At 65.2% G+C, this 25,693-nt stretch carries 31 protein-coding genes; 11 read left to right on the top strand and 20 right to left on the bottom strand.

Going from position 1 to position 25,693, the window contains the following annotated elements:
* The 12 genes from VO57_008350 to VO57_008295 all read right to left on the bottom strand — a co-directional run bounded on the left by VO57_008350 (position 1) and on the right by VO57_008295 (position 9,822).
* Positions 1-1,191: a deoxyguanosinetriphosphate triphosphohydrolase gene (locus VO57_008350; GenBank protein XBL68157.1), complete on the bottom strand. Its 1,191-nt coding sequence runs from the start codon at positions 1,189-1,191 to the stop codon at positions 1-3.
* 42 nt (positions 1,192-1,233) lie between these two features.
* Complete coding sequence (locus VO57_008345; GenBank protein ID XBL68156.1) at positions 1,234-1,899, bottom strand: amino acid racemase; 666 nt, start codon at positions 1,897-1,899, stop codon at positions 1,234-1,236.
* Between the two features lie 116 nt (positions 1,900-2,015).
* Entirely contained in the window at positions 2,016-3,005 is a 990-nt protein-coding gene (locus tag VO57_008340; protein XBL68155.1) for an alpha/beta hydrolase, read from the bottom strand.
* Positions 3,002-4,003 carry an SO2930 family diheme c-type cytochrome gene (locus VO57_008335; protein XBL68154.1) on the bottom strand — a complete coding sequence of 334 codons (1,002 nt, stop codon included), beginning with the start codon at positions 4,001-4,003 and terminating at the stop codon, positions 3,002-3,004. Before VO57_008335 ends, VO57_008340 begins: the two co-directional genes overlap by 4 nt.
* A complete protein-coding gene (locus VO57_008330) occupies positions 4,000-5,205 on the bottom strand; it encodes a parallel beta-helix domain-containing protein (GenBank protein ID XBL68153.1) in 1,206 nt (401 codons plus the stop codon). The genes VO57_008335 and VO57_008330 overlap by 4 nt, the downstream gene beginning before the upstream one ends.
* A gap of 58 nt (positions 5,206-5,263) precedes the next feature.
* Positions 5,264-5,617, bottom strand: coding sequence for a hypothetical protein (locus VO57_008325; GenBank protein XBL68152.1), 354 nt, complete (start codon positions 5,615-5,617; stop codon positions 5,264-5,266).
* Positions 5,617-7,068 carry an NAD(P)(+) transhydrogenase (Re/Si-specific) subunit beta gene (locus VO57_008320; protein ID XBL71313.1) on the bottom strand — a complete coding sequence of 484 codons (1,452 nt, stop codon included), beginning with the start codon at positions 7,066-7,068 and terminating at the stop codon, positions 5,617-5,619. Before VO57_008320 ends, VO57_008325 begins: the two co-directional genes overlap by 1 nt.
* Before the next feature lie 53 nt (positions 7,069-7,121).
* On the bottom strand, positions 7,122-7,406 hold the full coding sequence (locus VO57_008315; GenBank protein ID XBL68151.1) for an NAD(P) transhydrogenase subunit alpha: 285 nt from the start codon (positions 7,404-7,406) through the stop codon (positions 7,122-7,124).
* A 121-nt stretch (positions 7,407-7,527) separates the two neighbouring features.
* Entirely contained in the window at positions 7,528-8,088 is a 561-nt protein-coding gene (locus VO57_008310; protein ID XBL68150.1) for a fasciclin domain-containing protein, read from the bottom strand.
* 49 nt (positions 8,089-8,137) lie between these two features.
* The gene (locus VO57_008305) at positions 8,138-8,503 is read right to left on the bottom strand and encodes a PH domain-containing protein (GenBank protein ID XBL68149.1); all 366 of its coding nucleotides are present in this window, start codon (positions 8,501-8,503) and stop codon (positions 8,138-8,140) included.
* A 49-nt stretch (positions 8,504-8,552) separates the two neighbouring features.
* Complete coding sequence (locus VO57_008300; protein ID XBL68148.1) at positions 8,553-9,677, bottom strand: NAD(P) transhydrogenase subunit alpha; 1,125 nt, start codon at positions 9,675-9,677, stop codon at positions 8,553-8,555.
* A 4-nt stretch (positions 9,678-9,681) separates the two neighbouring features.
* The gene (locus tag VO57_008295; protein ID XBL68147.1) at positions 9,682-9,822 is read right to left on the bottom strand and encodes a hypothetical protein; all 141 of its coding nucleotides are present in this window, start codon (positions 9,820-9,822) and stop codon (positions 9,682-9,684) included.
* Between the two features lie 198 nt (positions 9,823-10,020).
* Between VO57_008295 and VO57_008290 the strand changes: the two genes are divergently transcribed.
* From VO57_008290 to VO57_008280, 3 genes are all read left to right on the top strand, one after another.
* Positions 10,021-11,439 carry a sigma-54 dependent transcriptional regulator gene (locus VO57_008290; GenBank protein ID XBL68146.1) on the top strand — a complete coding sequence of 473 codons (1,419 nt, stop codon included), beginning with the start codon at positions 10,021-10,023 and terminating at the stop codon, positions 11,437-11,439.
* Positions 11,440-11,519: 80 nt separating this feature from the next.
* Positions 11,520-12,035: a hemerythrin domain-containing protein gene (locus VO57_008285; protein ID XBL68145.1), complete on the top strand. Its 516-nt coding sequence runs from the start codon at positions 11,520-11,522 to the stop codon at positions 12,033-12,035.
* A 60-nt stretch (positions 12,036-12,095) separates the two neighbouring features.
* Positions 12,096-12,854 carry an SDR family oxidoreductase gene (locus VO57_008280; GenBank protein XBL68144.1) on the top strand — a complete coding sequence of 253 codons (759 nt, stop codon included), beginning with the start codon at positions 12,096-12,098 and terminating at the stop codon, positions 12,852-12,854.
* Between the two features lie 4 nt (positions 12,855-12,858).
* On the opposite strand, the gene folP is transcribed toward VO57_008280, so the two are convergent.
* From folP to VO57_008240, 8 genes are all read right to left on the bottom strand, one after another.
* Complete coding sequence (gene folP / locus VO57_008275; protein XBL68143.1) at positions 12,859-13,971, bottom strand: dihydropteroate synthase; 1,113 nt, start codon at positions 13,969-13,971, stop codon at positions 12,859-12,861.
* 280 nt (positions 13,972-14,251) lie between these two features.
* Positions 14,252-14,542 (bottom strand): type II toxin-antitoxin system RelE/ParE family toxin, encoded by a 291-nt coding sequence (locus tag VO57_008270; protein XBL68142.1) that lies wholly within the window; start codon positions 14,540-14,542, stop codon positions 14,252-14,254.
* The gene (locus VO57_008265) at positions 14,535-14,786 is read right to left on the bottom strand and encodes a type II toxin-antitoxin system ParD family antitoxin (GenBank protein XBL68141.1); all 252 of its coding nucleotides are present in this window, start codon (positions 14,784-14,786) and stop codon (positions 14,535-14,537) included. Before VO57_008265 ends, VO57_008270 begins: the two co-directional genes overlap by 8 nt.
* Before the next feature lie 31 nt (positions 14,787-14,817).
* Positions 14,818-15,339, bottom strand: coding sequence for a hypothetical protein (locus tag VO57_008260; GenBank protein ID XBL68140.1), 522 nt, complete (start codon positions 15,337-15,339; stop codon positions 14,818-14,820).
* A 175-nt stretch (positions 15,340-15,514) separates the two neighbouring features.
* Positions 15,515-16,666, bottom strand: a complete 1,152-nt coding sequence (locus VO57_008255; protein XBL68139.1) for a site-specific DNA-methyltransferase — start codon at positions 16,664-16,666, stop codon at positions 15,515-15,517.
* A gap of 162 nt (positions 16,667-16,828) precedes the next feature.
* Positions 16,829-17,755: a calcium/sodium antiporter gene (locus tag VO57_008250; protein XBL68138.1), complete on the bottom strand. Its 927-nt coding sequence runs from the start codon at positions 17,753-17,755 to the stop codon at positions 16,829-16,831.
* Between the two features lie 78 nt (positions 17,756-17,833).
* Positions 17,834-18,742 carry an oxidoreductase gene (locus VO57_008245; GenBank protein ID XBL68137.1) on the bottom strand — a complete coding sequence of 303 codons (909 nt, stop codon included), beginning with the start codon at positions 18,740-18,742 and terminating at the stop codon, positions 17,834-17,836.
* The gene (locus VO57_008240) at positions 18,739-19,377 is read right to left on the bottom strand and encodes a ribonuclease HII (GenBank protein ID XBL68136.1); all 639 of its coding nucleotides are present in this window, start codon (positions 19,375-19,377) and stop codon (positions 18,739-18,741) included. The genes VO57_008245 and VO57_008240 overlap by 4 nt, the downstream gene beginning before the upstream one ends.
* On the opposite strand from VO57_008240, the gene VO57_008235 reads away from it, so the two are divergent.
* The 8 genes from VO57_008235 to VO57_008200 all read left to right on the top strand — a co-directional run bounded on the left by VO57_008235 (position 19,376) and on the right by VO57_008200 (position 25,516).
* The gene (locus VO57_008235; GenBank protein ID XBL68135.1) at positions 19,376-20,575 is read left to right on the top strand and encodes a PQQ-dependent sugar dehydrogenase; all 1,200 of its coding nucleotides are present in this window, start codon (positions 19,376-19,378) and stop codon (positions 20,573-20,575) included. The two genes, VO57_008240 and VO57_008235, sit on opposite strands and share 2 nt — an antisense overlap.
* Positions 20,576-20,629: 54 nt before the next feature.
* Entirely contained in the window at positions 20,630-21,172 is a 543-nt protein-coding gene (locus VO57_008230) for an N-acetyltransferase (protein ID XBL68134.1), read from the top strand.
* Positions 21,173-21,230: 58 nt separating this feature from the next.
* A complete protein-coding gene (locus tag VO57_008225) occupies positions 21,231-21,788 on the top strand; it encodes a DUF1285 domain-containing protein (protein XBL68133.1) in 558 nt (185 codons plus the stop codon).
* A gap of 59 nt (positions 21,789-21,847) precedes the next feature.
* A complete protein-coding gene (locus VO57_008220) occupies positions 21,848-22,399 on the top strand; it encodes a CoA pyrophosphatase (GenBank protein ID XBL71312.1) in 552 nt (183 codons plus the stop codon).
* Positions 22,392-23,576: a CCA tRNA nucleotidyltransferase gene (locus VO57_008215; GenBank protein XBL68132.1), complete on the top strand. Its 1,185-nt coding sequence runs from the start codon at positions 22,392-22,394 to the stop codon at positions 23,574-23,576. The genes VO57_008220 and VO57_008215 overlap by 8 nt, the downstream gene beginning before the upstream one ends.
* A gap of 254 nt (positions 23,577-23,830) precedes the next feature.
* Positions 23,831-24,367: a preprotein translocase subunit YajC gene (locus VO57_008210; GenBank protein XBL68131.1), complete on the top strand. Its 537-nt coding sequence runs from the start codon at positions 23,831-23,833 to the stop codon at positions 24,365-24,367.
* A 370-nt stretch (positions 24,368-24,737) separates the two neighbouring features.
* Positions 24,738-25,163, top strand: coding sequence for a HEPN domain-containing protein (locus VO57_008205; GenBank protein XBL68130.1), 426 nt, complete (start codon positions 24,738-24,740; stop codon positions 25,161-25,163).
* Positions 25,142-25,516: a hypothetical protein gene (locus tag VO57_008200; GenBank protein XBL68129.1), complete on the top strand. Its 375-nt coding sequence runs from the start codon at positions 25,142-25,144 to the stop codon at positions 25,514-25,516. The genes VO57_008205 and VO57_008200 overlap by 22 nt, the downstream gene beginning before the upstream one ends.
* Positions 25,517-25,693 lie beyond the last annotated feature (177 nt).

Raw genomic sequence — 25,693 nt, 5'->3', positions numbered from 1 at the left:
TTACACATTGCTCAGATCGTCCGGCGCGTTTCCGGTGATCTCGCGAATGCGTTCTAGCGCGAATCGATCGGACATGCCCGCGATATAATCCGCGATATGCCTGCTGCGGTGCGGTTCTTGCGCAGGCAAGCCGTCCGCCCACTCCGATCCCATCCTCGCCGGATCTTCGCAATAGGCGTGCCAGAGCTGTTCTATAACGGCATGGGCCTTGTCCGCCGTGGCGGTCTGTTCGGGATGGTAATAGAGCTTGGCATACATGAATGCCTTGAGCCTGCGTTCCGCCGCGTGGAGCGCGGGCGAGAACCCTGCCAACTGCCGCCCCGCCTGCGCGATCTGCGCGGGATCGTCCAACCCTTCGGTCGAGGCGCGGGTGTGGGCGAGCACGTCGTTGACCATCCACCCGATCTGCCCGCGCACCAGCTCGCGCAATTGGCGGTCGCGCGGGGCATGGGGAAAGCGGCGTTCGACCTCTCGCCACTGATCGGCAATGAAGTCCAGCGTCAGCAGATCGTCGAGTTCGAGGAAGCCTGCGCGCAGCCCGTCGTCAATATCGTGGTTATCGTAGGCAATATCGTCCGCGACCGCAGCGACCTGCGCTTCCAGGCTGGGCCATTGATGCAGATCGAGCGGAAAGGCATCGTCCAGCGCGGCGAGCGCCCAGTGCGGGTTCTCGACCGGGCCGTTATGCTTGGCCAGCCCTTCGAGCACTTCCCAGCTCAGGTTCAGCCCCTCGTGCGTGCAATAGGGGCTTTCCAGACGCATCAGCGTGCGCAGCGTCTGCGCGTTGTGGTCGAACCCGCCCGCATCCGCCAGTGCGGCGTCCAGCGCATCCTCGCCCGCATGGCCGAAGGGCGGATGGCCGATGTCGTGCGCAAGGCACAGCGCCTCGGTCAGATCCTCGTCCAGCCCCAGCGATCGGGCGATCACGCGGCCGATCTGCGCGACCTCAAGGCTATGGGTCAGGCGGGTGCGGTAATGATCGCCCTCGGGCGCGACGAAGACCTGCGTCTTGCTGCGCAGCCGGCGGAACGCGATCGAGTGGATGATCCGGTCGCGGTCGCGCTGGAACGCGCTGCGCGGACCCCGGCTTTCGTCGGTAGTGCCCGGAAATTCGCGCCCGCGCGAACGCGCGGGATCGGCCGCGAGGTGGGAGCGATCCGCTGGCCGCTCGATTACCGCGCTGTTCTCCACCCGACGATCACCTTTGCTGAAACTGGAAGCTGTGGGTGCCCCTTACCGCTCCAGTATCCAATCGACCACCGCTTCGCTGTGGATGCGCGCGGAATCGAAGATCGGCAGGACATTGGCATCGACATCGATGACCATGTCGAGCTCGGTACAGGCGAGCACGATCGCCTTCGCGCCGGCCTGTTCCAGATTGGTGATCATGGTGCGGAAGAACCGCTCCGAATTGCGGCTCGCCTTGCCGCGCATCAGCTCTTCGTAAATGATCTCGTTGGTGCGATCGACATTGCTCATGTCGGGCGGCAGCAGGTCGATCCCGTGGCTGACCAGCTTGCGGCGGTAGAAGCTCTCGGTCATCACGTTGCGGGTACCGATCAGCGCAGCGTTGACCGCGCCCGCCGCCTTCATCTTCTCGCCCACCGCATCGGCAATATGCAGCACCGGCACGTCCACCGCGTCGGCGACCTGATCGTAGAGACGGTGCATCGAATTTGCCGCGATCGCCAGCGCCTCGGCCCCCGCCGCCTCCAGCCGCTTGGCCGAATTGACGAGGATTTCCGCCGCACGATCCCACTCGTCGTCCTTGGTCAGGCCGTAAAGCTCTGCGAAATCGAGGCTTTCGATCAGCAGCGGGGCAGACACCATAGGCCCGCAGTGCTTGGTGACGCCCTGATTGATCCACTCGTAATACATGCCGGTAGAGACCCAGCTCATACCGCCAATCAGGCCAACCTTGCGCAAAACCACGTCCTCGAATCCAGCTGCGGGGGATTGACAGCCTTACCGAGGAAGCGGGCGCAACGTCCATAGCAGCGCGGCAGGTATGCCCGTCATTGCGTGGGCGAAGGGCTTGTACGGGCAGCGAAAGACTGCCGCGAGAGCCATTGCGCGACATAATCGGCGCTGCGCTGCGCCTCTTCCTCCTGCGGCAGATGGCCGATGCCCTCATAGACCACCAGCGTGCTGCCCGGCAGATAGCGGTCGTACCACAGCCCTGCCTCGACCGGAATCAGCCCGTCCTCCTCGCCCCAGATGATCAGGGCGGGCGCCTCGATCTGCGCCACATCCTCCTGCGAAAAGCTGTTCCATTCGCCTGAGAAGCGGATGCGCGTCGCATCGCGGTTGCCGGGATAGCGCAGCAATTCCCAATAGCGGTCGACCATCGCATCGGTGACGATGGCCTGATTGCTGACCGTTTCGCGCAGCGATTGTTCGATCATGCTGCGCGGGGTGATGTGGTTCATGATCCGGTTGACCACCGGCGTGCGGGCGATGGCGAAGCCGATATTGCCCCTGCCTTCCTTGCGGATCGGCGCGCCTGCGGCATCGACCAGGATCAGCCCTTCGACCCGCTCCGGATGGGCGAGCGCGTAGGCGACCGCATGGCTGCCGCCCATCGAATTGCCGCCGATCACGAAGCGATCCAGCCCCAGACTGTCCGCCACCTCGTCGATATCGGACACGAAATTGGGAATCGAATAATCGCTGTCCGGGTCCGGCCCGGTCAGCCCGTGGCCGATCTGGTCGAAGCGGATCACGCGGTAACGGCCCTTCAGCGCATCGACCCATGGCTGCCAGGTGTGCAGATCCGCGTTGGAGCCGTGGAGCAGGATGATCGCGGGCGCATCGCGCCGTTCGTTTTGGGGCCCCTCGTCACGCAGGTGGACGGTCACGCCATCACCGATTTCGACGAATTGCGAGGGCGCGCCGCCGTACTTGGCGCGCATCTGCGCCGGGTCGGTATCGGGCGTGCGGAAGATGAAGAATGCTGCGCCCAGCAGCACGACCAGCAGCAGCAGGATTCGCCAGAGCCACTTCATGGCGTGGGCATGCCTGCAATCCACCGCTCGACCAGCGCGAGGCCTTCCTCATGCACCGTCGCCTTGCCCAGCTCGGGCATGGCAACGCCCGGCTCGGCGCTCGCCATACGATAGACCAGGATCGATGCTTCGGGGTCGCCGGGCACGATGTCGAATTCCAGCCCGCCCGATCCGCGCCCCGCGGCGACCGGTCGCTTGGCGATGCCGATCGAGTAGGGATCGTCGGTCTCCCACCGCAGGTCGAGCCCGGAATTGGACGCGGTTGCCGCCGGGCGATGGCAATGCGCGCAGTTGACGTCGAGGTAAGCACGCGCGGCACCTGTGGCGTCCGCGCTCGCGCGATCCTCCCAGCGCGGCATGGTATCCGCGCCTTCGGGGACGGAGCCGAGGAAGGCCTGCAACCACTCGGCCGACATATTGCGCGCCTTGGGCCCGATCGGCGTGACCGCGCCCTGCAGCCCGTGGCATTCCTTGCACTGGTTCTTGTTGGGCACGCGATAATTGATCTGCTCACCATAGGGCGTGGTGACGGGCACGCGCGTTCCCGCCAGCGCCAGCGTTGCCTCGGTCTGCGCCTCGTTCCACACATAGGGCAGCGCGAGCCATCCGTCGGCACGGTGGAGCAGCACCCGCGTCTCGATCAGGCGGCGATCCGCGCCCTCCCCGAACGCGAAGGTCTTGATCAGCGCGCTGCCGACCGGGAAATCCAGCAGCGTCTGGTCACCAATGCCGACCTCGGCCCCATCGGGCACATAGACGAAACGCAGCTTCTCCGCCCCGTCCGAAAACAGCGGCATGTTGAGGCGGTAGGGCGTTACCCCCGCGTCCGGCACCTGCGCAGCGGGATCGCGAAAGAAACCGTATTCGCTCAGCGTCTTGGGCAGTGCGGTGCCGGTGATGATCGCATCCTTGTCGATCATCGGCGCGGTCGCGTTGGCACCAATGCTCGCGCCGAGCACCAGCGCGGCGCAGGCCAGCAGGAGAGCTGGCGTCCTCACGGCAGGCGTGCTTCCAGTGCCTCGGGCGCGCCCCAGCCTTCGATGCTGATCGGCTGGCCGATGGCCGGCGCTTCGAGCGGGCCGGGCCGCGCAGCTTCAATGCCCGCACCCTGCTTGGGCAGATTGACCGACCATCCGGCAAGGTCGGGATGGACCATCAGCGTGGTCATCTCGGGATCTTCCAGCCCGTCCCACATCACCGGCGGCAAGGCGCCGCCAAACGCGGCGAGCAGCTGTTCCGCTCCTTCGAACTGCGGATCGGTGCCGCCTTCGTCGACGATGTTCCAGTCCACACTGATCTCGCGCGGGTACGGGTTGTATTCCGGGTCATCGAAGGCAAGCGGATAGGCGATGACCATGATCGGCGCGGTCGGGTTGTCGTAGAGCATGTTCTGCCCCACCCACACGGTATCATTGGCCATCACCATGATGCCCGTGCCGCGCCGCACACTGGCGACGATATTGCCCTCGGGCGCGAAATTGGCGGTGGTGTTGTTCGCGACGAGGTTGTTGCGCACCAGCACCTCGCCGCCGTTCTTCACCGGCAGGCCGGGCAGGTCGAACACCAGGATGCCGCCGGTATTGCCGGTGACGTAATTACGCTCGACGATCGCCTTGCGGCTGTTCTCGATCTCGATCCCGGCGACGTTGTAGCTCGCCAGCGAATTGCGCACGGTGATCCGGCTCGACTGGCCGACATAGATGCCCGCGTCCGACGCGCCCGATACCTCGCACCCGTCGATCAGCACGCCGGTGCTTTCGACCGGATAGAGGCCGTAGGCGCCGTTGGTGCTCGCCGGGCCGTTGGTCCAGGTCACGCGGACGCGAGAATAGACGATGTCGTCCGCGCCCTTGGATTTGATCCCGTCGCCCTTGGGGTTCTCGATCCCGAAATCGACCAGCGTCACGCCGTCGCTGGTGACCAGCAGTCCCTCGCCCGAACCCTCCTGCGCGGTGAAGTCGAGCACGCTGGCGTGCATTCCTGCGCCGCGCACGGTCACGCCGTCGACATCGAGGCTGAGCCCGTCGGTCAGCACGAAGCGCCCGGCCTGGAGGAAGATCTCGTCACCCGGCTCGGCCAGGATCAGCGCCTCCTGCAACCGCTCCTGCGCGCCCTCCCCCGGCGCGACCGGAATGGTCTCGGCAAAGGCAGGCGAAGCCAGCGTGGCCAGCGCAGTGGCGGCCATAAGCGTGCGGATCATGTCTCTCTCCCTCTTATGCGTTGCATAGTGCCACGCATTGAGGCGAAGACAAGGGACTCTAAAGCTTGTCGAAAATCCCGCCGAAAGTGCACGCAGCGGCGGCGCGGATGGTCACTTCGACAGCCTCGGGATCGTCGACCCGGCGAATGCGATCGAGCGCGTCGCCCGCATTTCGCGGCAGTTTCGCCTCGCCTTCCTGCGGAGCGACACGTTCAAGCCTGCGCAGCTGCTGGGGCGTAAGCTTCTCGGCCATGCGCGGAGCCATGCATTCGGCCTGGCTTTCGGGCACGCCTGCCTCGACCAGCGCAACGCGGACGCTGTGTTCGGTGACCACCTGCATGCCGCCGCCCCAGTAGAGCCAGGCACCCACGCCCAGCACCACCAGGAGGACCAGCCCCAGCAGAAAACGCATCAGTCGAGTGCCTTGACGATCTCTTCGACCATCTTCTTCGCGTCGGACAGCAGCATGGTCGTCTGGTTCAGGTAGAACACGTCGTTGTCGACGCCCGCGTAACCGACACCGCCCATGGAGCGCTTGATGAAGAAGACCTGCTTGGCATTGCCGACATCGAACACCGGCATGCCGTAGATCGGGCTGGACTTGTCGGTCTTCGCCGCCGGGTTCACAACGTCGTTCGCGCCGATAATGAAGGCGATGTCGGCCTGCGCGAACTCGGAGTTGATGTCCTCCAGCTCGAACACCTCGTCATAGGGCACGTTCGCTTCGGCCAGCAGCACGTTCATGTGCCCCGGCATGCGGCCCGCGACGGGGTGGATCGCGTATTTCACGTCCACGCCCTTCTTCTTGAGCACATCGCCCATCTCGCGCAGCGCGTGCTGCGCCTGCGCGACTGCCATGCCGTAGCCGGGGATGATGATGACCTTCTCCGCCTGCTCCAGCATGAAGGCCGCGTCATCGGCGCTGCCCTGCTTGTAGGGGCGCTGTTCGCGCGCCTCGCCGCCGCCAGCCGCGCTGTCGTCGGCGCCGAAGCCACCCGCGATCACCGAGATGAAGCTGCGGTTCATCGCGCGGCACATGATGTAGCTGAGGATCGCGCCCGAGGAGCCGACCAGCGCGCCGGTGATGATCATCGCGGTGTTGCCCAGCGTGAAGCCCATCGCTGCTGCCGCCCAGCCGGAATAGCTGTTCAGCATGGAGACGACGACCGGCATGTCCGCCCCGCCGATCGGGATGATCAGCAGGAAGCCGATCGCGAAGGCGAGCACGGCGACCGCGACGATCATCCAGCCCTCGCCCGGCCCCGCCGTGGCCGACATCGCATAGGCCGCAATCAGCGCGATGATCGCGGCGAGCGTGCCGAGATTGATGACGTGACGACCGGGCAGCATGATCGGCTTGCCGCCCATCCGGCCGGAAAGCTTCAGGAAGGCGATGACCGATCCCGAGAAGGTGATCGCACCAATGGCGATGCCAAGCCCCAGCTCTATCCGGCTGACGGTCAGGATCTGACCCTCGGCATCCAGAATGCCGAACGCACCGGGGTTCATCCACGCTGCCAGCCCGACGAGGACCGCCGCCATGCCGACGAGGCTGTGGAAGCCCGCCACCAGTTCGGGCATCTGCGTCATCGCGATCTTGCGCGCGATGGTGAAGCCGATCAGCCCGCCGATCGCGATCGCGATCAGGATTTCGACGATATTGGCGATGTCGTGCGTCACGATCACGGTGACCACCGCGATCAGCATGCCGATCATGCCGTTGCGGTTGCCCGCGCGGCTGGTCGCCGGGCTGGAGAGCCCGCGCAGCGCGAGGATGAAGAACACCCCCGCCACCAGATAGGCGAGCGCAACCCACGGGTTGGTCGGGCCGTGGGCGGCAGCGGTCTCGACCGCGTGGCTCATGCCGTAATCGGTACCGGGCGGCACGGCGAGCGGTTCAACGTCGCGAGGAAGGCTCATTTGCTGTCCTTCTTCTTGTACATGGCGAGCATCCGCTCGGTCACGGCGAAGCCGCCGAAGATGTTGATGCTGGCAAGCACCACGGCAGCAAGGCCGAGCCACTTGGCGGTCGCGCTACCCGCTTCGGCGCTGGCAATCAGCGCGCCGACGATGATCACGGAAGAAATCGCGTTGGTCACCGCCATCAGCGGCGTGTGCAGCGCGGGCGTGACCGACCAGACCACGTAATAGCCGACGAAACACGCCAGCACGAAAATCGACAGGACGGAAATGAAGTCCATCTTAGAAACTTGCCTCCCCCGAGGGCTGAAAACCGAATGGAAGAGGCTTATTGCAAGGCGCGCGGGCGCTGTCGATGGACAAAGGGCTAGGCTGACGGGATTTCCGGCGTGATTTGCCTAATCACTGCGCGGGCAGCAGCACCTTGTCGATCACGTGCATTATGCCATTGGCCTGATTGAGGTCGGCCATGGTCACGCGCGCAGTGCCGCCCGCACCATCGACGATCACGATCCCGTCGCCATCGACGCGGAAGGTCAGCGTGTCTCCGGACAGCGTCTGCGCCCGGTACGACCCGCCGCCTTCCACGATCCGCGCGGCGAGTTCGCCTGCGTCGATCCGGCCCTCGATCACGTGGTAGGCCAGCGTGCGCCGCAGCGCTTCGTCGGTGTGCATCGGCAGGTCGGTCAGCGCCGCGTCGCTCGGCGCGAAGATCGTCAGCGGCCCTGCCCCGTCCAGCGTTGCCGTCAGATCGGTCCGCTCGACCAGTTGGGCGAGCTTCGAGAAAACCTCCGCAGAGGCGATGTTCTGCGCGATGGTGGCGTTGGGATAGACCGGGCTCTCGCCGATCCAGGCAATGTCGTCCGGCGCGACGTTTTCAAGATCGACGTCGTCCGCCAGGCTCGGCGCGCAGGCCGCGAGGGCGAGGATGGCCGGAGCGGCGAGGAGAGTGCGCATGTTCATGCTGCGATCCCTAGCCGATTGGCACGCTGCGGCAAATCGCGCACGCGCGCTATTCGACCAGGTTCATCCGCTTGGCGAGCAGCTTTTGCAGCGCCTCGGTATTGGTGAACTTGCCGACCTTGAACTCGATCGGCGGGTGGCCGGAGAGGAACACCGCGATTTCCGCATCGATGTCGATCGTGCCCGCGCTGGTGATCGAGAATGCCGTGATCGAGCGATAGGGAACCGTCAGGTATTCCTTCTTGTTGCCCAGGATGCCCTGCACATCGACGTAGATCATCCGCCAGTCGGTGAAGGCGATCCAGTCGCGGATCGTGCGGAAGGCGAAGTAGACCTCTTCCCCCTCCACCAGGGCATGGCCGTGGTTGTCCACGAAGCCCTGCGGCGTGGTCTGGGTCTGGTTCAGAATCCCCATCGCAACCTTACCCCCCTCTTCAGCCCCCCGGCCTGTGCCCCAGTATGGCTCAGCCCGCGTCCTTCAGCCGCGCATTCACCACCTGGCCACCCTGGGTCAGCCGCACGGCATCGCCGATTTCTTCGTCCAGCACCGGCTCCCCTGCCTCGCCATCCCAGAAGGCGGAGAGGAAGTTGTACAGGTTGCGCGCGAACAGAGCGCTCGAATCCGGTGCCAGCTGCGCAGGCGTGTTGGCATAGCCCATGATGGTGACACCATGGCGGGTAACCAGCTCGTCCGCCACCGCGCCTTCGACATTGCCCCCCTGCGGGACGGCAAGATCGAAGATGACGCTGCCCGGCTTCATGCTGGCAATCTGTTCGTCGGAGACCAGCCGCGGTGCCGGGCGTCCCGGGATCAGCGCGGTGGTGATGACGATGTCCTGCTTCGCGATATGTTCGGAGACGAGCTTGGCCTGCGCGGCCTTGTACTCGTCGCTCATCTCGCTGGCGTAGCCGCCGCTGCCCTCGCCCTCGATCCCGCCTTCCTCGACGAAGATCGCTTTTGCGCCGAGCGATTCGATCTGCTCGCGCGTGGCGGAGCGGACATCGGTGGCGGAAACCTGCGCGCCCAGCCGCTTGGCCGTGGCAATCGCCTGAAGCCCGGCAACGCCCACGCCCATGATGAAGACGCGCGCAGCCTGCACGGTGCCCGCCGCGGTCATCATCATCGGGAACGCGCGGCCGTACTGGTCTGCCGCCGCGACTACCGCTTTGTAGCCCGAGAGGTTGGACTGGCTGGAGAGCACGTCCATGCTCTGCGCACGGGTGATGCGCGGCATGAACTCCATGCTCAGCGCTTCATATCCTGCGCTGGCATAGGCCTCGACCCGCGCGCCATCGCGGAACGGATCGAACAGCGCGGCAACCTTCGCGCCGGGCTTTGCGCCGGAAAGTGCGGCGGGATCGGGCGCCTGAACGCCGAGCACGATGCCCGCGTCCTTCACCACCTCGGCCGCCGGGCCAACGCTTGCACCCGCATCGCGAAAAGCCGAATCGGCAATCGCGGCGGTCTCTCCCGCGCCTGCCTCGACCGAGACTTCGGCGCCGAGTGCGATGAACTTCTTGGCGGTTTCCGGGGTCAATGCGACCCTCGTCTCACCCGCCGCCTGCTCCTTGAGGACCGCGATCTTCATGCGGTCAGGGCGCGATCAGCAGCACGACGATGAACACGATCAGGCAAATGATCGGGATCGCGAACTTCAGGCTTCCCATGAAGCGTTCGTACGTGTTGCGAGCCTTCTCGATATCCTTGGTAACGGCTTCGTTTTGTGCGGCCATGGCGCGTAAATTCTCCGGTTGAGGCGCTAGTCGCGGCAGGGTCTATCCTCGCCCCCCGCCATTCTCAAGCTCTTGCTGCTGTGCACTATCGCATGAGCGAGGGAAACTAGCCTTAATCTGGTCTTTACCGCCGTCGGGTAGACCAGCGCCCTGCACCGCAACGGGACACATTCCCTTGCACAGGCATGGCGGGGACAAATGGCCGATCACGAAGAACGCTTGCTAATGCTGATCGACGACGAGCCGGCGCAGAGCCGCCTCGTCACCGCGCTCGCCGCCCGCGACGGCTGGCGGACGCTGGTCGTCAACGATGCCGAAACCGCGATCGCCACGCTGGGCACGCGGCAGGGCATGCAATTGTCTGCCATCATCCTCGACCAGTGGGTGCCCGGCGATGCCGCGTGCGACCTGATTGCCGAACTCAAGAAGCGCCGCCCCGCGCTGCCGATTCTGATGCTGACGACCAGTGCCAGCCCGCTGCTCGCGGTCGAGGCGATGCGCGCCGGGGCGACCGACTATCTGATCAAGCCGGTCGCGCCCGAACGGCTGATGCGCGCTCTGCGCAGCGCCACCCGGGTCGAGGCGAGCCGCAACGAACTTCAGCCGCTGACCGAGAAGATGCCTGCGGTGCTCGATTTCGACGCAATGATCGGGACCGACCCGATCTTCCGCATCGCACTGGCCCGCGCCGCCAAGGCGGCCCGATCGCACGGCCATGTGCTGATCGAGGGTGAGAGCGGCACCGGCAAGGAGATGCTGCTGCGCGCGATCCAGGCGACCAGCCCGCGCTCCAAGGCCCCCTTCCGCCTCGTCAATGTCGCCGGGGTGCCGGTCAACTCGATCGAATCGGCGCTGTTCGGGCACGAGAAAGGCGCCTTCGCCGGGGCGTTCGAGAGCCAGATGGGCGCGCTGCAGCATTGCGACACCGGCACGCTGGTGCTCGACGAGATCGACCGTCTTTCCGCCGATCAGCAGGCTCGCCTCGCGACCACGCTGAACGAAGGGATCGTCCGCCCGATCGGCGCGACCCACGGCTTCCGCATCGACACCCGCCTGCTTTCCGCGAGCAATCGCCCGCTGTCCGAACTCGCCGCGAAAGGCCAGTTCGACCAGGATTTGCTCGCCGCGATTTCCGCCACCCGGATCAGCCTGCCGCCCTTGCGCGAGCGCCCGGGCGACATCGCCTCTCTGGCCCGCCACTTCCTCGCCCGAATCGGCGACGAGCCGGGGCTGCGCCACCTCAGCCTGGCCGACAGCGCGCTCAATTTGCTGTGCGCCTATGACTGGCCGGGCAATGTCCGCCAGTTGCAGGCGGTCCTGTTCCGCGCCGCAGTATTCTGCGATGCGGAGATGCTGACCAGCAGCGACTTCCCCCAGCTTTCCGAACTGATCGGCGAACAGGCCGGGAGCGGCCACCACGTGCAGGAAGCGGTCGGCGTGATGCTTTACACCGATGATGGCAACCTGCGCCCGCTCGAAGAGATCGAGGCCGACGTGATCCGTCTCGCCATCGGGCATTACCGCGGGCGGATGACCGAGGTTGCCCGCAGGCTCGGCATCGGGCGCTCGACGCTCTATCGCAAGCTGAGCGACCTCGGGATCGACAACGCCGCCTGACGGGCTCCGTGCCGGCGGAACCCGGTGCGCCATTTCCCGTTCTCTGAGCGTAATCTTACGCCGGAAACAGGAATACCCAGATGGATATCGTCGACTGCATTCTCGCCGACCACGACCGCCAGCGCCGCTGGTTTGCCGCACTGGACGAGGCGCGCGACGATCTCGAATCGGCCGGGAAAATCTTCAACCGCCTGCGCGACCATCTCGAGGCGCATGCCATGGCGGAAGAGAAGTACTTCTACCCCACCCTCCTCCAGCTCGGCAAAGGCGCGCTCGATTCCGACAGTGCGGACGAGACCACCGAAGACGCGATCGACGATCACAACAAGATCGCCAACGCCGCCGATGCTGCGCTGAACGAAGAGGTCGGGTCGGACGCCTGGTGGAAGTGCGTCGACAAGGCGAACTACCAGAACAGCGCGCATCTTTCCGAAGAGGAACGCCAGGGCCTGACCGATTTCCGCCGCCGGGTGCCGCTGGAAAAGCGGATCGCGCTGGGGATCAAGTATCTCGCCTTCGAAGCGGACCACGTCACGAATGTGGAGCGTGAGGAGAAGGATCCGGACGCCTATATCGAGGAAAACGAAGCGGCGTGACGCGGACGCGCCGATTGCCGGGGCATCGACAACGCGGCGTAACCCGCTAAGCCCCTCGGCATGACCGAGGGATACGACTTCACCAACCGCACCGCACTCGTCACCGGAGCCGCTTCCGGCATTGGTGCCGCGTGCGCCCGCTGGCTCGATCGCAACGGCATCGCGCGCCTCATCCTGATCGACCTCGACGGCGAAGGCCTGAACGAGCTCGACCTCTCCTGCGACGTCGAAACGCACGCCGCCGATGTTGCCGACCAAACCTTCTGGCAGGGCCTCGAGCCCAAGCTCGACCGGCTCGACCATGCGGTGGTCAACGCCGGGATCGGCACCGGCGGCCAGATCGCCGATCTCGACTTTGCCGAGTGGCGGCGGGTGATGGCGATCAACCTCGATGGTGCCTTCCTCACGCTTTCCACTGCCCTGCGCGCGATGCGGAAGACGGGTCGTGGCAGCGCGGTCGTCACCGCGTCGATCACCGGGCTCAAGCCGGTGCCCGGCATCGGTGCATACGGCGTCTCCAAGGCCGCAGTTGCGCACATGGCGCGGATCGCGGCGGCGGAGAACGCAGGCCATGGCATTCGCGTCAACGCCATCGCTCCGGGCGGGGTCGACACCGCGATCTGGAACTCGCCCGACAACGAAGCCCAGTTTGCCGAGCACGGGCGCGAGGCGGTGATTGCGCAGATGGGCAAGACCACCCCACGCGGCCGCTTCGCCACGGCGGACGAGCTGGCGCGCGACATCGGCTACCTCCTGTCCGACGCCTCCGCCAACGTCACCGGCACAGTGCTGACCAGCGACGGCGGGTACACGCTCTAGCGCCCTATCCCGGCAAATCGCCGAAATCGGTCAGTGCGGCATCGCGCAGGCCCCGCCACACGTCACGCGCCTGCACCGTCTCGGGCACGTCGTGGACCCGCAGGATATGCGCGCCCGCGTCCATCGCCTTGAGCGCCAGAGCGATGCTCCCGCCCAGCCGCGCGTCCGCCGCAGCCTCCTTGCTCAGCGCGCCGATCATCCGCTTGCGGCTCGCGCCGAACAGGATCGGCTGGCCGAGCGCGTGGAACAGCGGCAGCGCGTTGATCAGCGCGAGATTGTCGGTCAGCGACTTGCCGAAGCCGAGACCCGGATCGAGCAGGATTTTCTCCCGCGCGATCCCCGCCGCAACCGCAGCATCGCGCCGTTCACGAAGCGCGTCAAACACGTCGAACACCACGCTCTCATACGTCCCACCCTCGTGCAGGTCGTTGCCCGATCCCGGCGCGTGCATCAGCGCCACCGGGCAGCCGGTCTTCGCCACCAGCTCGGCGGAGCGCGGGTCGTAGCGCAGCGCGGAGACATCGTTGACGATCCCCGCGCCTGCCTTGAGCGCCGCCTCCATTGTGCCCGCGCGGCGGGTGTCGATGCTGACCGCAGCGCCCATGCTGGCGGCGGCCTCGACCGCAGGCACGACGCGGCGGATTTCCTCCTCCTCCCACACGGCTTCCGCACCGGGCCGCGTGCTTTCGCCGCCAATGTCGATGATGGCGGCCCCCGCCTCGACCATCGCGCCGATCGCCTCGCGCGTACCCGCAGGATCACCGACATGCTTGCCCCCGTCGGAGAAGCTGTCGGGCGTCACGTTGAGAATGCCCATCACCTGCGGCTGGTCGAGGCGCACGGTTCGCGCACCCAGCTCCAGCGCCGGATGCGCCATGCGCAGGTTGCCCCACTGCGCCTCGGCCTCGGCCGCGACGCTGTTGGGCAGTTCTCCGAGTACCTGCGCGATGCTCCCGGGCGAAGCACGCCAGCGTTCGACCACCTCGCCATCGCGGCGATAGATCACCGCAAAACGGCTGGCATAGACGAGCCCCCCGGCGAGCCGAACAGCATCGCCCTCCTCGCTCTGCGGGCCGGGCGCGAAGCCGATAGGGCGGATGTAAACGGTGTCGCTCATGCGCCCTCACCTAGCCGCTTTGTAGGGGATCTGACACACCTGACACACAGTCTTGGGGTCAAAAAGTGGCGGGGGGAACGAGCGCGAAATTCTGGGCGGAAGAAGAGGTGCACTGCGCATAGCGCGCATCCTTAGACCCAGCGCATCAAGTAGGACAGGCACACGCCGCCCCCTCGTCATCCCGGCCCCCGAGCCGGGATCAGGCTCCTTCTGCTGCGCGAAAAGAAGCGCGCCCCCGGATCAAGTCCGGGGCGATGGGGAGGCTTCGTGAGACGGCACTCTACAAATGCTGCTCGAAATCCATTCGGTGGTGGAGCACGCGGACAACTAGAATCACCTCTTCCGAGGGCTGGTAGAACACGACATGCGCCTGCTGCCGGATACGCCGCAAACCGGGCGCGAGTTCGTTCGCGCTTCGCCCCAAAAAGGGATTGTCGAGCAGCGAGGCGAAGCATCTGGCGAACTGGTCGCGATACCTGCCCGCCTGCTCGATCCCGAACTCGGCAATGGTAAAATCGGCAATGTCGGAGAGATCGGCCGCCGCCTTTCGGGTCAGCCGCAGCTCACGCACGGGCGGCTGCGCGCTTCTCTGCCTCGGTCCAGATGTCGTCGAGCGAGCGGTCGCTCACGCCGCTGTCCAGCCCCTCGGCAATCGCCTGCCGCAACCCGGACAGCTTCTCCTGCCCCTCCTGATCGCGGCGGACGAGATCGCGGATATATTCGCTGTCGTTGGTGAACCCGCCCTCAGCAATCTGACGCTTGATCCACGCGTCCTGCGTGTCGCTGAGCGTGATGGTCTTGCGGATGGTGGCCATGGTTTGCTCCTGACGGGAGCGATGTATCATACTATTGGTGCGACAAGAAGTCCGGTGCGGTCACCCCACTGTTCCCCGTCCCAGTATCTCCAAGCCCGAGGCCTTCAAGCCTCTTCCGCATGTTTGCTTTGGTGTCATGTCCTATGACCAAGTCGGGATTGAGGGGATCACCGGGATTTACCCACTCGCGGGCACGGAACACGGCATCCCAGAAATTGCCACCCTGATGCAATCGTCCTAGCTCGGCGACGACATCGGCAGGCAACCAAAGCGAAAGCTCGAACGCCATTTTGTTCGCCCGCTCTGCCTCGTCCTCACTCATATCCTCCATGTTTTGCATGCGCCAAGCAAAAGCGAGATACTCAGCCAGTTGGCTCACCCGGTCATGACGCGCAAGTTGCGCACGATGCTCTTCCAGAGCTCGGTCGAAGTGATGGGAGATGCGCCCCTTGACCAAAGTGGTTGCAACCACTCCGACAAGCCCACCAAACATTGTGCCAATGCCAAGTAATGCCGTGGATGCAAGCGGTGAGTTTAGCAGAAGCTGGATCATAAAACTAATGAATCGCCGGAATTCCAGGCTTTGTCTAGTACAAATTACCTTCTTCAAGAGAGCAAGGGCAAGCCAAGAGAAATCTCGTCACCTCGGCCTCCGAGCCGGGTGCAGGCTTCATTGACTTCGACCAAAGAAAGCACCACCCCGGATCAAGTCCGGGATGACGGGAAGATCAATCCTCCACCGCTAGCAGATACAACTGACGCGCCGCGTCCAGCGCCTTTACCGCGCCCTCGTCCTCGAAATGCCAGAAGGTCCAGCCGTTGCAGCTGGGGGCGCCTTGAAGGTCCTTGCCGACCTGGTGGATCGAGCCGTTGAGTTTCTCGTGCACCAGCGATCCGTCGGCGCGCACGGTGGCGGTCCAGCGGCGTTGCTTGTCGAACACCTGCGTGCCCGGCTTGACGAAGCCCGCCTCCACCAGCGTGCCGAAAGCGACGCGCGGCGCGGTGCGTTTGCTCTGCATCGTGGTCAGCGCGCTTTCGTCTAGCGGGAGTTCCTTCTCGATCCGCGCGCGGGCGACTTTGCGGTAGCTCTCTTCCCGCTCGCAGCCGATCCATTCGCGGCCCAGCCGCTTGGCGATCGCGCCGGTGGTGCCGGTGCCGAAGAACGGGTCGAGCACCACGTCGCCCCACTCGGTCGTGGCGAGCAGCACGCGGTACAGCAGCGCCTCGGGCTTCTGCGTCGGGTGCGCCTTATGGCCCGCGTCGTCCTTCAGCCGTTCCCCGCCCGAACAGATCGGGAAGGTCCAGTCGCTGCGCATCTGGAGTTCGTCGTTGAGCGTTTTCATCGCGCGGTAGTTGAAGTGGTAGCGCGCCTTTTCGCCTTGGCTCGCCCAGATCAGCGTCTCGTGCGCATTGGTGAAGCGCGTGCCGCGGAAATTGGGCATAGGGTTGGTCTTGCGCCACACGATGTCGTTGAGGATCCAGAAGCCCAGATCCTGCAGCGTCGCGCCCAGGCGGTAGATATTGTGGTAGCTGCCGATCACCCACAGCGCACCGTCGGGCTTCAGGACGCGCCTGCACTCCGCCAGCCAGGCCTTTGAAAAATCGTCGTAAACCTTAAAGCTGTCGAACTGATCCCAGTGGTCCGTCACGGCATCCACATGGCTGCCGTCGGGCCGGTTGAGATCGCCGCCGAGCTGCAGGTTGTAAGGCGGATCGGCGAAGACCAGGTCGACGCTGTTGTCGGGCAGGCGGCGCATCGCCTCCACGCAGTCTCCGTCGAGGATCTGGCCCAGCGGCAGATCGTGCTTCGGCGCGATCGCGACCTTGCTGGTGCGTACCGCCTGCTTCGCGCGCGGCCTCGCCTTGGTTTCGACTGTCATGATGCGTGCATCCCCCAAAAACCTGTCGGCCGGGCACCCTGAATGGCCCGGTCGAGTTATCCACAGGGGGACTCGATGAGTCCTCGGCGAGTCCCCGTCAAGTCATTCTTGGTAAATGCTTATGGTTAGGGTCGGGTAAATTCACACCAACCCTTTGGAAAATCAGCTGAAAGCGAGTGCGGTATTGGCTGCGAATCCGCCCAGCATCAGCAGGCCGAACAGCCGACCGATCCGGTTCATGAAGCGGCACATCAGGACCAGCAGCAGCGCCGAGGCCGCGCAGATGGGCCAGCCGTACTGGAGCAGCTCGGTCGGCAGAGCAGTGCCCGACACGCTCATCGTCACGCCGCCGATCAGCAGCAGGTTGAAGATGTTGGAGCCCAGCACGTTGCCTAGCGCCAGCTCCGCATGGCCGCGAAACGCAGCGACCGCGGAGGCGGCCAGCTCGGGCAGCGAAGTGCCCACCGCGACGATCGTCAGCCCGATCACCGCCTGGCTGACGCCAAGGTCGCTCGCAATGTCGATCGCTCCGGTCACCAGCCAGCGTCCGCCGAGCACCAGCGCAGCAACGCCCAGTGCGAAGAACAGCAGCGAGAGCAGGAAGTTGGAGGGGGCGGCGGTCTCCTCCGCCTCGGCCTCTGCCTGCGCGGGCGGATGGCGGTACCGCCACACGATATAGATCACCAGCGCAGCCAGCAGCCCGACACCGATGAAGGGCGACCCTATCCTGAGCCACGCAATCCCCCACACGACCAGGGTCAGCAGCAGCGCAACCACGGAATCGCGCCGCCCCACCCCGGCAAGCACGATCGGCGTGACCAGAGCGGCTCCGCCCAGGATCAGCAGCGAATTGGCGATGTTGGAGCCAACGATATTGCCCCACGCGATCTCCGGCGAACCGGCCATCACCGCCTGCACGCTGGCGACCATTTCGGGCATCGAGGTCGCCGCGCCGACGATCACCAGTCCGGTGAACAAGGTGGAGACGCCCAGTTTGTTGGCGATGCCCACCGCGCCGCGGACCAGCAGTTCCCCTCCCCCGGCAAGCGCGACGAGGCCGATGGCGATAAGGATCAGTGAACCGGTCATATGCGGCGGGGTGATAGCATGCCGCGCCCGCCCGCATAGGGGCAATTGCGCAGCGTTGCACGGTTTACGGCGGCAGCGTCAGGTCGCGGGCTGCAGGTGCGGATCGACCCCGGTCATGTCCTTGGAGATTTCCCACAGCCGCGCGGCGAGCAGCGGGTCGCGTGCGGTGGCTGTGGCGACCGCCCTGCCCGATGTCGCACCCCTCGCCTCCATGAAGCCATAGGGGCCGTAATAATCGCCGCCCTGCGCATCCGGGTCGGTCGCCGCCTGCAACGCGGGCAGCGCGCCCTGCTTGGCGGTATTGAGTAGCGGCGCGGCGATCGGCATCACCAGTTTCGCCCAGCCGACCTGCCGGGTCAGCTCGGTCTTCGCGACGCCGGGATGGCACGCGATGCTCGCGATCGGCGATCCCGCCGCGCGCAGCCGCCGGTCCAGCTCCAGCGCGAACATCAGGTTGGCGAGCTTGCTCTGGCCGTAGAATTTCTGGAGCGCATAGTCGCGCTCGCCCGAGAGGTTCTTGAAATCGATCGAGGCCGGGCGGTGCGCGATGCTCGACTGCACCACCACGCGCGGGTTTGTGCCCTTGGCGAGCGCGGGCAGCAGCAGGCTGGTGAGCGCGAAATGGCCCAGATGGTTGACCGCGAAGTGCATCTCCGCACCACCGGTGCCAATCGCATGGGGCACCCACATGATCCCGGCATTATTGACCAGCAGGTCAAGGCTTTCGATGCCTTCCGCCGCGGCGCGGACCGATGCCATGTCAGCCAGATCGAGCTCGACGATCTCGATCTGGGCACCCGGTGCCAGCTGCAGCAGGTCCTGCCGCGCACTCTCTGCCCTGTCGCGGTTGCGGCAGCCCAGCAGCACCTTCGCGCCGTTCTTCGCCAGCACCTCCGCGATATGGAACCCGATGCCCGTATTCGCGCCGGTGACCAGCGCGGTGCGCCCGGTCTGGTCCGGAATATCGTCGAAGGTGAAACCGCTCATGCAAACATCTCCTGCTGGGCGACCGGTGCGAAGCTGCGGCGGTGCAGCGCGCATGGTCCATGCTCCCTCAATGCACTGAGATGCTCTGCGGTCCCGTATCCCTTGTTCCGCTCCCACCCGTAATGCGGATACTCGCGCGCGGCGGCGATCATCAGGCGGTCGCGCCATTCCTTGGCGACGATGCTGGCGGCGGAAATCGCAGGCTCCTTCGCATCCCCGCCCACGATCGCACGCGCGGGCCAGCACCAGCCTTCGCACCTGCCCGAGGGGGTGAGGTTGCCGTCGACCAGCACCATGTCGGGCGCGCGGCCCATCGCCTGCGCCACCCGCGTCACCGCCAGCGTCATCGCCAGCATGGTCGCGCCGAAGATGTTGAGCCGGTCGATCTCTTCCGGCTCGACTACCGCCACACCCCAAGCGCAGCGCCGCCTGACCTGCTCGTCCAGCGCGGAACGCTTGAGGGCCCCAAGCTTTTTGGAATCGTCGAGCCCTGCCGGGCGCGGCTTGCACAGCGCCACCGCAGAGGCCACCACCGGGCCTGCGAGCGGACCTCGCCCAGCCTCGTCCACCCCGACGACGAGCGCACCGGGCGGGCATGACGCCACAAAATCGGGAAGAGGGTTTTCTGCGAACATGACCAAGAACAAATTTCTGAGCGCCGTGCTTGCTACCAGTGCAGGCCTTGCCATCTCAAGCTGCGGCAATGCCGGCACGGGGGAGAACGTGGCGGCATCCGCCTCCTCCAGCCCCGAAGCCAGCCAGCCGAGCGAGACCGTCGGCCCCTTCGCGGTGCGCGATCTGGGCCGCTTCGACGAGCCATGGGCCGCCGCCTTCATCCCCGGCACGCCCATCATGGTGATCACCGAGAAGGCCGGGACGCTGGAAGGATATGATACCGAGACCGGCGAGCGGTGGGAAATCGCGGGCGCGCCGACGGTCGATTACGGCGGCCAGGGCGGGCTTGGCGATGTCGCCTTCCTCGACAGCGAGAGCGCAGATACGCTGGGCACCCGCACGATCTATCTCAGCTGGGCCGAGGCGGGCGATGGCGACACGCGCGGCGCGGTGGTCGGGCGCGGGCAGCTGGTGTGCGAAACGCGCGCCGAGTGCGCGGTGCAGGATCTCAATGTCATCTGGCGCCAGACCCCCAAGGTGAGCGGACGCGGCCACTACTCGCACCGCATCGCCTTCAGCCCCGATGGCAAATATCTGTTCGTCTCCAGCGGCGAACGCCAGAAACAGGACCCGGCGCAGGATACCTCCAACACGCTGGGCACGGTCGTGCGCCTCAACCTCGATGGCACGGCAGCGGCGGGCAATCCGCTGGCCGACAAGGGCTCGCCCAGCGACCAGATCTGGAGCTGGGGCCACCGCAACCTGCTCGGCCTGCAATTCGACAGCGCCGGGCGTTTGTGGGATCTGGAACACGGCCCCGCGGGCGGCGACGAGCTCAATCTGGTGGAGCGCGGCAACAATTACGGCTGGCCCGTGCGCTCCAACGGCGACAACTACAACGGCTCGCCGATCCCCAACCACAGCGCGGACGACGGCTTCACCAAGCCTGCGATCTACTGGACCCCGGTGATCGCGCCGGGCGACTTCCTGTTCTATTCGGGGAACATGTTCGCCGACTGGCAGGGCGACGCGCTGATCGCGAACCTGAAGGAACAGAACATCGTGCGGGTCGACATGAACGGCACCACGGCGACCGAAGCGGAGCGCTACGATCTGGGCGCACGCCTGCGGGAGATCGTGGAGGGGCCCGATGGCGCGCTCTACATCTTCGAGGATGGCGAGAACGCGCGCCTGCGCAAGCTGACGCCTGTGGGGTAAGCTGACACTCGACAGGATCGACAGGGGGCGCGCTTGGTACTAACCGGCGCGCCCATGCCCATGATCGTACCCATCGACGCGGTTCCGGCCGCCCTGCACGAAGAACTGCTCGACGCGGTGTTCGGCGACGACCGGACCACGCGCACCGCCTATCGCATCCGCGAGGGGTTGCAGCATCTGGAAGGGCTCAGTTTCGCCGCGCTCGACGACGAGGAGTTTCTCGCCGGGACGATCGAGCTGTGGCCGGTCTCGCTGACCGATCCCGACGGGCGGCAATATCCGCTGCTGATGGTCGGCCCGGTGGCGGTCGCGCCCAGCCGCCAGAACGAAGGCTATGGCCGCGCGCTGATGGCCGCCGCGCTGGGCGCGATCGAAGGCCCCGCCACGCCCGAAAATCCGGCGCTGCCGCAGGTGCTGATCGGCGACCCGGAATATTACGACAAGTGGGATTTCACCGCCGGGCCGACCGCCGGATGGGACACCCCCGGCCCGGTCGAACGCCACCGCCTGCTCGTGCGCTGCGCCAATCCGGCCGTGCTGCCCCCGCGCGGAATGCTGGGGCCATGGCGGAACGAGAGCGCGCAGAACGGCGTATAGGGGCTCTCGGCCGCAGGGCCGATTGCACGCCCCCCGCCCTTCTGCCAGAGAATCGCCCATGCCCTACGAGCCCCCTCCCCATCTCGCCTCGCTGACCCTTTCGCAAATCGCGGAGCAAGTGGAGGCGCACAAGCTGCCGCCGGTCGAAGGCTGGGCGCCGCAGCAGGAGGGCGATTCGAACATGCGGATCGCCGCCGACGGCACCTGGTTTCACGAGGGCTCGCCGATCAACCGGCAGGGGATGGTCCGCGCCTTCTCCGGCCTGTTGATCCGCGACGAGGCGGGCGCGCATTTTCTCGTGACCCCGTTCGAGAAGCTCTCGATCGAGGTTGAGGATGCGCCGTTCATCGCGACCGACATGGTTGCGCGCGACGAAAACGGCACCCCGGCGCTGGCCTTCCGGCTCAATACGGACGAGCTGGTGATCGCGGGGCCGGATCATCCGATCATCGCGCGCGGCGATGCGGAGACGCCCGCGCTCTATATCGGCGTGCGGCGCGGACTGGAGGCACGGCTCAACCGCAGCACCTATCAGCAACTCGCCGAACATGCCCTGGCAAATGGCGAGGACTGGAGCGTTTCGAGCATGGGCGAGACGTTTCGCCTGAAGCCGTGAACGCCCCCGACGGAAAACTGGTCGATCGCCTGCGGACGATCTTCGACGAGGGCCACGGGATCGAACTGCCGGATCTTCTGACAGACAAGCAGTTCGCCGGACGCGATCCGCGCCCCGCCGCGGTGCTGATTCCGGTCACCGATCGCGCAGAACCCGGCGCGATCCTGACCCAGCGCCCGCTCGACATGCGCAGCCACCCCGGCCAGGTCGCCTTTCCCGGCGGCAAGCTGGACGCGGGCGAGGATGCGGTCGAGGCCGCGCTGCGCGAGGCGCACGAGGAACTCGCGCTCGACCCGTCGCTGGTGCGCGTGATCGGCGCGACCGACCGCTACCACACGGGGACCGGGTTCGACGTGACGCCCGTGCTCGGCGTGATCCCGCCCGATCTGCCGCTGGTGCCCAATCCGGGCGAGGTGGAAAGCTGGTTCGAAGTGCCTCTGTCGGTGCTGTTCGACCGGTCCAAATACACCGAGAACAGCACAATGTGGAAAGGGGCGGAGCGCCGCTATTACGAGATGCACTGGGAAGGCTACCGGATCTGGGGCGTGACCGCGGCGATCATCTTCAACCTCTCACGCCGGCTGGATATCACGGAGAGCTTCGGTGGCTGAGCACATGCCACAGGCACAATGGACGCAGCGGGCCGATCTGGCCGCGCTGGTCGAGGCGATCGGACCCGGCAATATCCGCTGGGTCGGCGGCGCAGTGCGCGACACGCTGCTGGGCGCGCCGGTCAAGGACATCGACGCTGCAACTCCGCTGCGCCCCGAACAGGTGGTGGAAGCCTGCAAGGCGGCGGGCATCCGCACCGTGCCCACGGGAATCGATCACGGCACGATCACCGTGCTGACCGATGGCGGCCCGGTCGAGGTGACGACTTTGCGCGAGGACGTCTCCACCGATGGCCGCCGCGCGACGGTGGCCTTCGCGAGCGACTGGCGCGAGGATGCGGCGCGGCGCGACTTCACGATCAACGCGCTCTATGCCGATCCGGCGACGCTGGAACTGTTCGATTATTTCGGCGGGCTGCAAGATCTGGAGGCGCGGCGGGTGCGCTTCATAGGCGATGCGCGCCAGCGGATCCGCGAGGATCACCTGCGGATATTGCGCTATTACCGCTTCCAGGCGCGCTTCGGCGCGGCGCTGGACGGGGAGGCGGAGGAAGCCTGCGCCGAACTCGCCCCGATGCTCAAGGGCCTCAGCCGTGAACGCGTGGCGATGGAGCTGACCGCGATCCTCGCCCTGCCCGATCCCGCGCCGACGATCGCCCGGATGCACGAGCACGGCGTGTTGCCGGTAATCCTGCCCGAAGCGGGTGCAGAACAGATCGCCGCGCTCCAACGGCTGGTCGCGACCGAAGCCGCCTGCGACACCGCGCCCGACCCGATCGTGCGGCTATCCGCGCTGTTGCCGGCAGACGGAAGCACTGCCGAAACGGTCGCCGCGCGGCTGCGCCTGTCGCGCAAGCACCGCGATCTGCTGGTGTGCCTCGCGGCGCGCGAGGCGAGTGATGCGGAGGCCCCCAAGGCGCTCGCCTATACCCAAGGCAGCGCCTGCGCGGCGGGCCGTCTGCTGCTTGGCGGCAGCGATCCGCGCGTGATCGCCGGGTGGGACATTCCACAGCTGCCGCTCAAGGGCGGCGAGATCGTGGCGCGCGGGCTCAGCGGAGCGGAGGTGTCCAAAACCCTGCGCGCGGTCGAGGCACGCTGGGTCGCTGAAGATTTTCCCGACCGTGCCCGGGTACTCACCCTGCTGGACGAGGTTTTGCAAAGCCGAACAAGCTCTTAAGCTTACCTTCATGCGCAACTATCTAATAATACTCCCGACGCAGCAAGACGGCGCGTCGGTGTCTATCAGCCCCGCCCGGTTGACATCATTTAGCCGCATTTACATACCGACCCACCTCGGAAGTGGCCCTTTTGGGGCCTTTTGTCGCCATCTGGCGGGAGCATCTGCCGGGATCAGCCGTTTCAGTGGGGCAAGTCCCCACCCCGCGGGCCGTCGTTTCGGCGATCGATCCGCGCCACAAGGAGAGTAAGATTATGAAGTTCAAGACCGCATTCGCAGCCGCCGCGCTCACGCTGGCCACCGCCGCCAACGCCCAGGTGGGCCCCGAAGTCGGGGCGACCGTCTATGGCCCCGAAGGCAACACGGTCGGCACCATCGAAGCGATGCAGGATGGCGTCGTGGTCGTGAACACCGGCACCTACACCGCTCCCGTCCCCGCCAACGCGTTCGGCGAAGGCCCCGAAGGCCCGATCGTGTCGGTCACCAAGGACCAGCTCAACGCGATGATGGCCGAGCAGGAAAAGCAGATGGCCGCCGCGCGTGACGCCGCGCTGATCGAAAACGCGACCGTCCTGACCGCCGATGGCGTCGAAATCGGCACCGTCACCTCGATCGACGGTGACAACGCCATCGTCACCTTGGAAGACGGCCCGGTCAGCCTGATGCGCGACCAGTTCGCGACCAACGAAACCGGCGCGCTGATCGTGCTGGCGACCAAGGATCAGCTGATGGCCGCGCTCAACGGCGGGAGCGTCGAAGGCGGCGAGGCGATGGAAGCCGACGCCGAGTAAGCGCCAGCCACAAGTTTCCCTCGGGGCCACCATCTCGAGGGTCGCAAGAGGCGGGTCGTGTGCCGAAAGGCGCGCGGCCCGCCTTTGGTTTTGGGGAATATGAGAGCAAACATTTCTCCCAAATTGGTGCGATTCCGCATCAGCAGATTGAGTCCGGTAGGGCTGGCTATTCCTCAGCCTCTACGCACATGCTAATGCGTGGCCATGATACTGAAGGGGAAACACGAGAACAGGCTGGATGAGCATAGACCGACGCCCTCCACCGAGATCGAAAACCTACTTATCGGTCGTGAGATGAGGCCCCCAAAGGTAGATGAGGCGCTCGGTCTTCTCGTGCGGCACTCTTTGGCATCTCATTGATATAAAATCTATGCCACAGAGCCAAAAGCGTACCGAACTGCAAAAGCTCTCGGAAGCAAAGCTCGCGAACGCTGAGCTTTTGCTACGAAACAGTCGTTTTGGCGATGCGTTCTACCTGTCTGGGTACGCCATAGAATTAGGATTAAAGGCTGTTATTGCGAAGCAAATGACAGCCCAATCCATACCCGACAAGACCTTCATAAACGCAATCTATACACACGATTTGAAGAAATTGGTCAGTCTCGCCGGCCTAATGCAAGATTTGCAGGCTGAACAGAAACGAAGCCCCGCGTTCGCCACCTATTGGGGTATAGCGGGCGAGTGGAGCGAGTCTTCGCGGTATTTCGCGACTGACCGCGGTACAGCCCAGCTCATGGTTCAATCCATTAGCGATCCAAATTCAGGAATATTGAGATGGATACGTCAGCACTGGTGAAGGAGGGGCAGCTTATTGTTCGCCTGATGGACGATGCGGGCTACCCTCCCAAAGGGGCGATGCTCGTCCACAACCCAGAGATAGATTCTTGGAGACTGTGGCTCGTTCCCCCCGACAATTTGCGCGACAAGCTGAAATTTTACGGAAAGACCTCGTCGCTCATCGTCGATAACCAAGCCGATTTTTCTCTTCTTGATGCCGGAGATATTGACCTTCGGTTTCCCGATCATCCTGCCATCCAAGGGCTCGGCGATTTTATCCATATGGACCAACTCGGCGCAGCGCATTTCAGCGGAAATACCTTCAATGGTTTCTACTTGCCGGATGGCATCGTTCTGAGGATGGCAATCTAGTTCAGCGGCCAGTTGACGGATCGTGATCTGCATCGGCCATCAAGACGACCTGATTTCCGTTTCGGCTTAGAGATAAATGAGTTCATGGTGGACACGATGCCGTCTCCGCCCCGGCTGTAGCGCACGCTACAACTTAAACTAGGCACGCCCATAGTTCGAACCTAAACGCACCCCTCA

The organism is Citromicrobium bathyomarinum (genome assembly GCA_001306305.2).
Taxonomy (GTDB): Bacteria; Pseudomonadota; Alphaproteobacteria; order Sphingomonadales; family Sphingomonadaceae; genus Alteriqipengyuania; species Alteriqipengyuania bathyomarina.
This window is presented reverse-complemented; position numbering and strand designations above follow the sequence as displayed.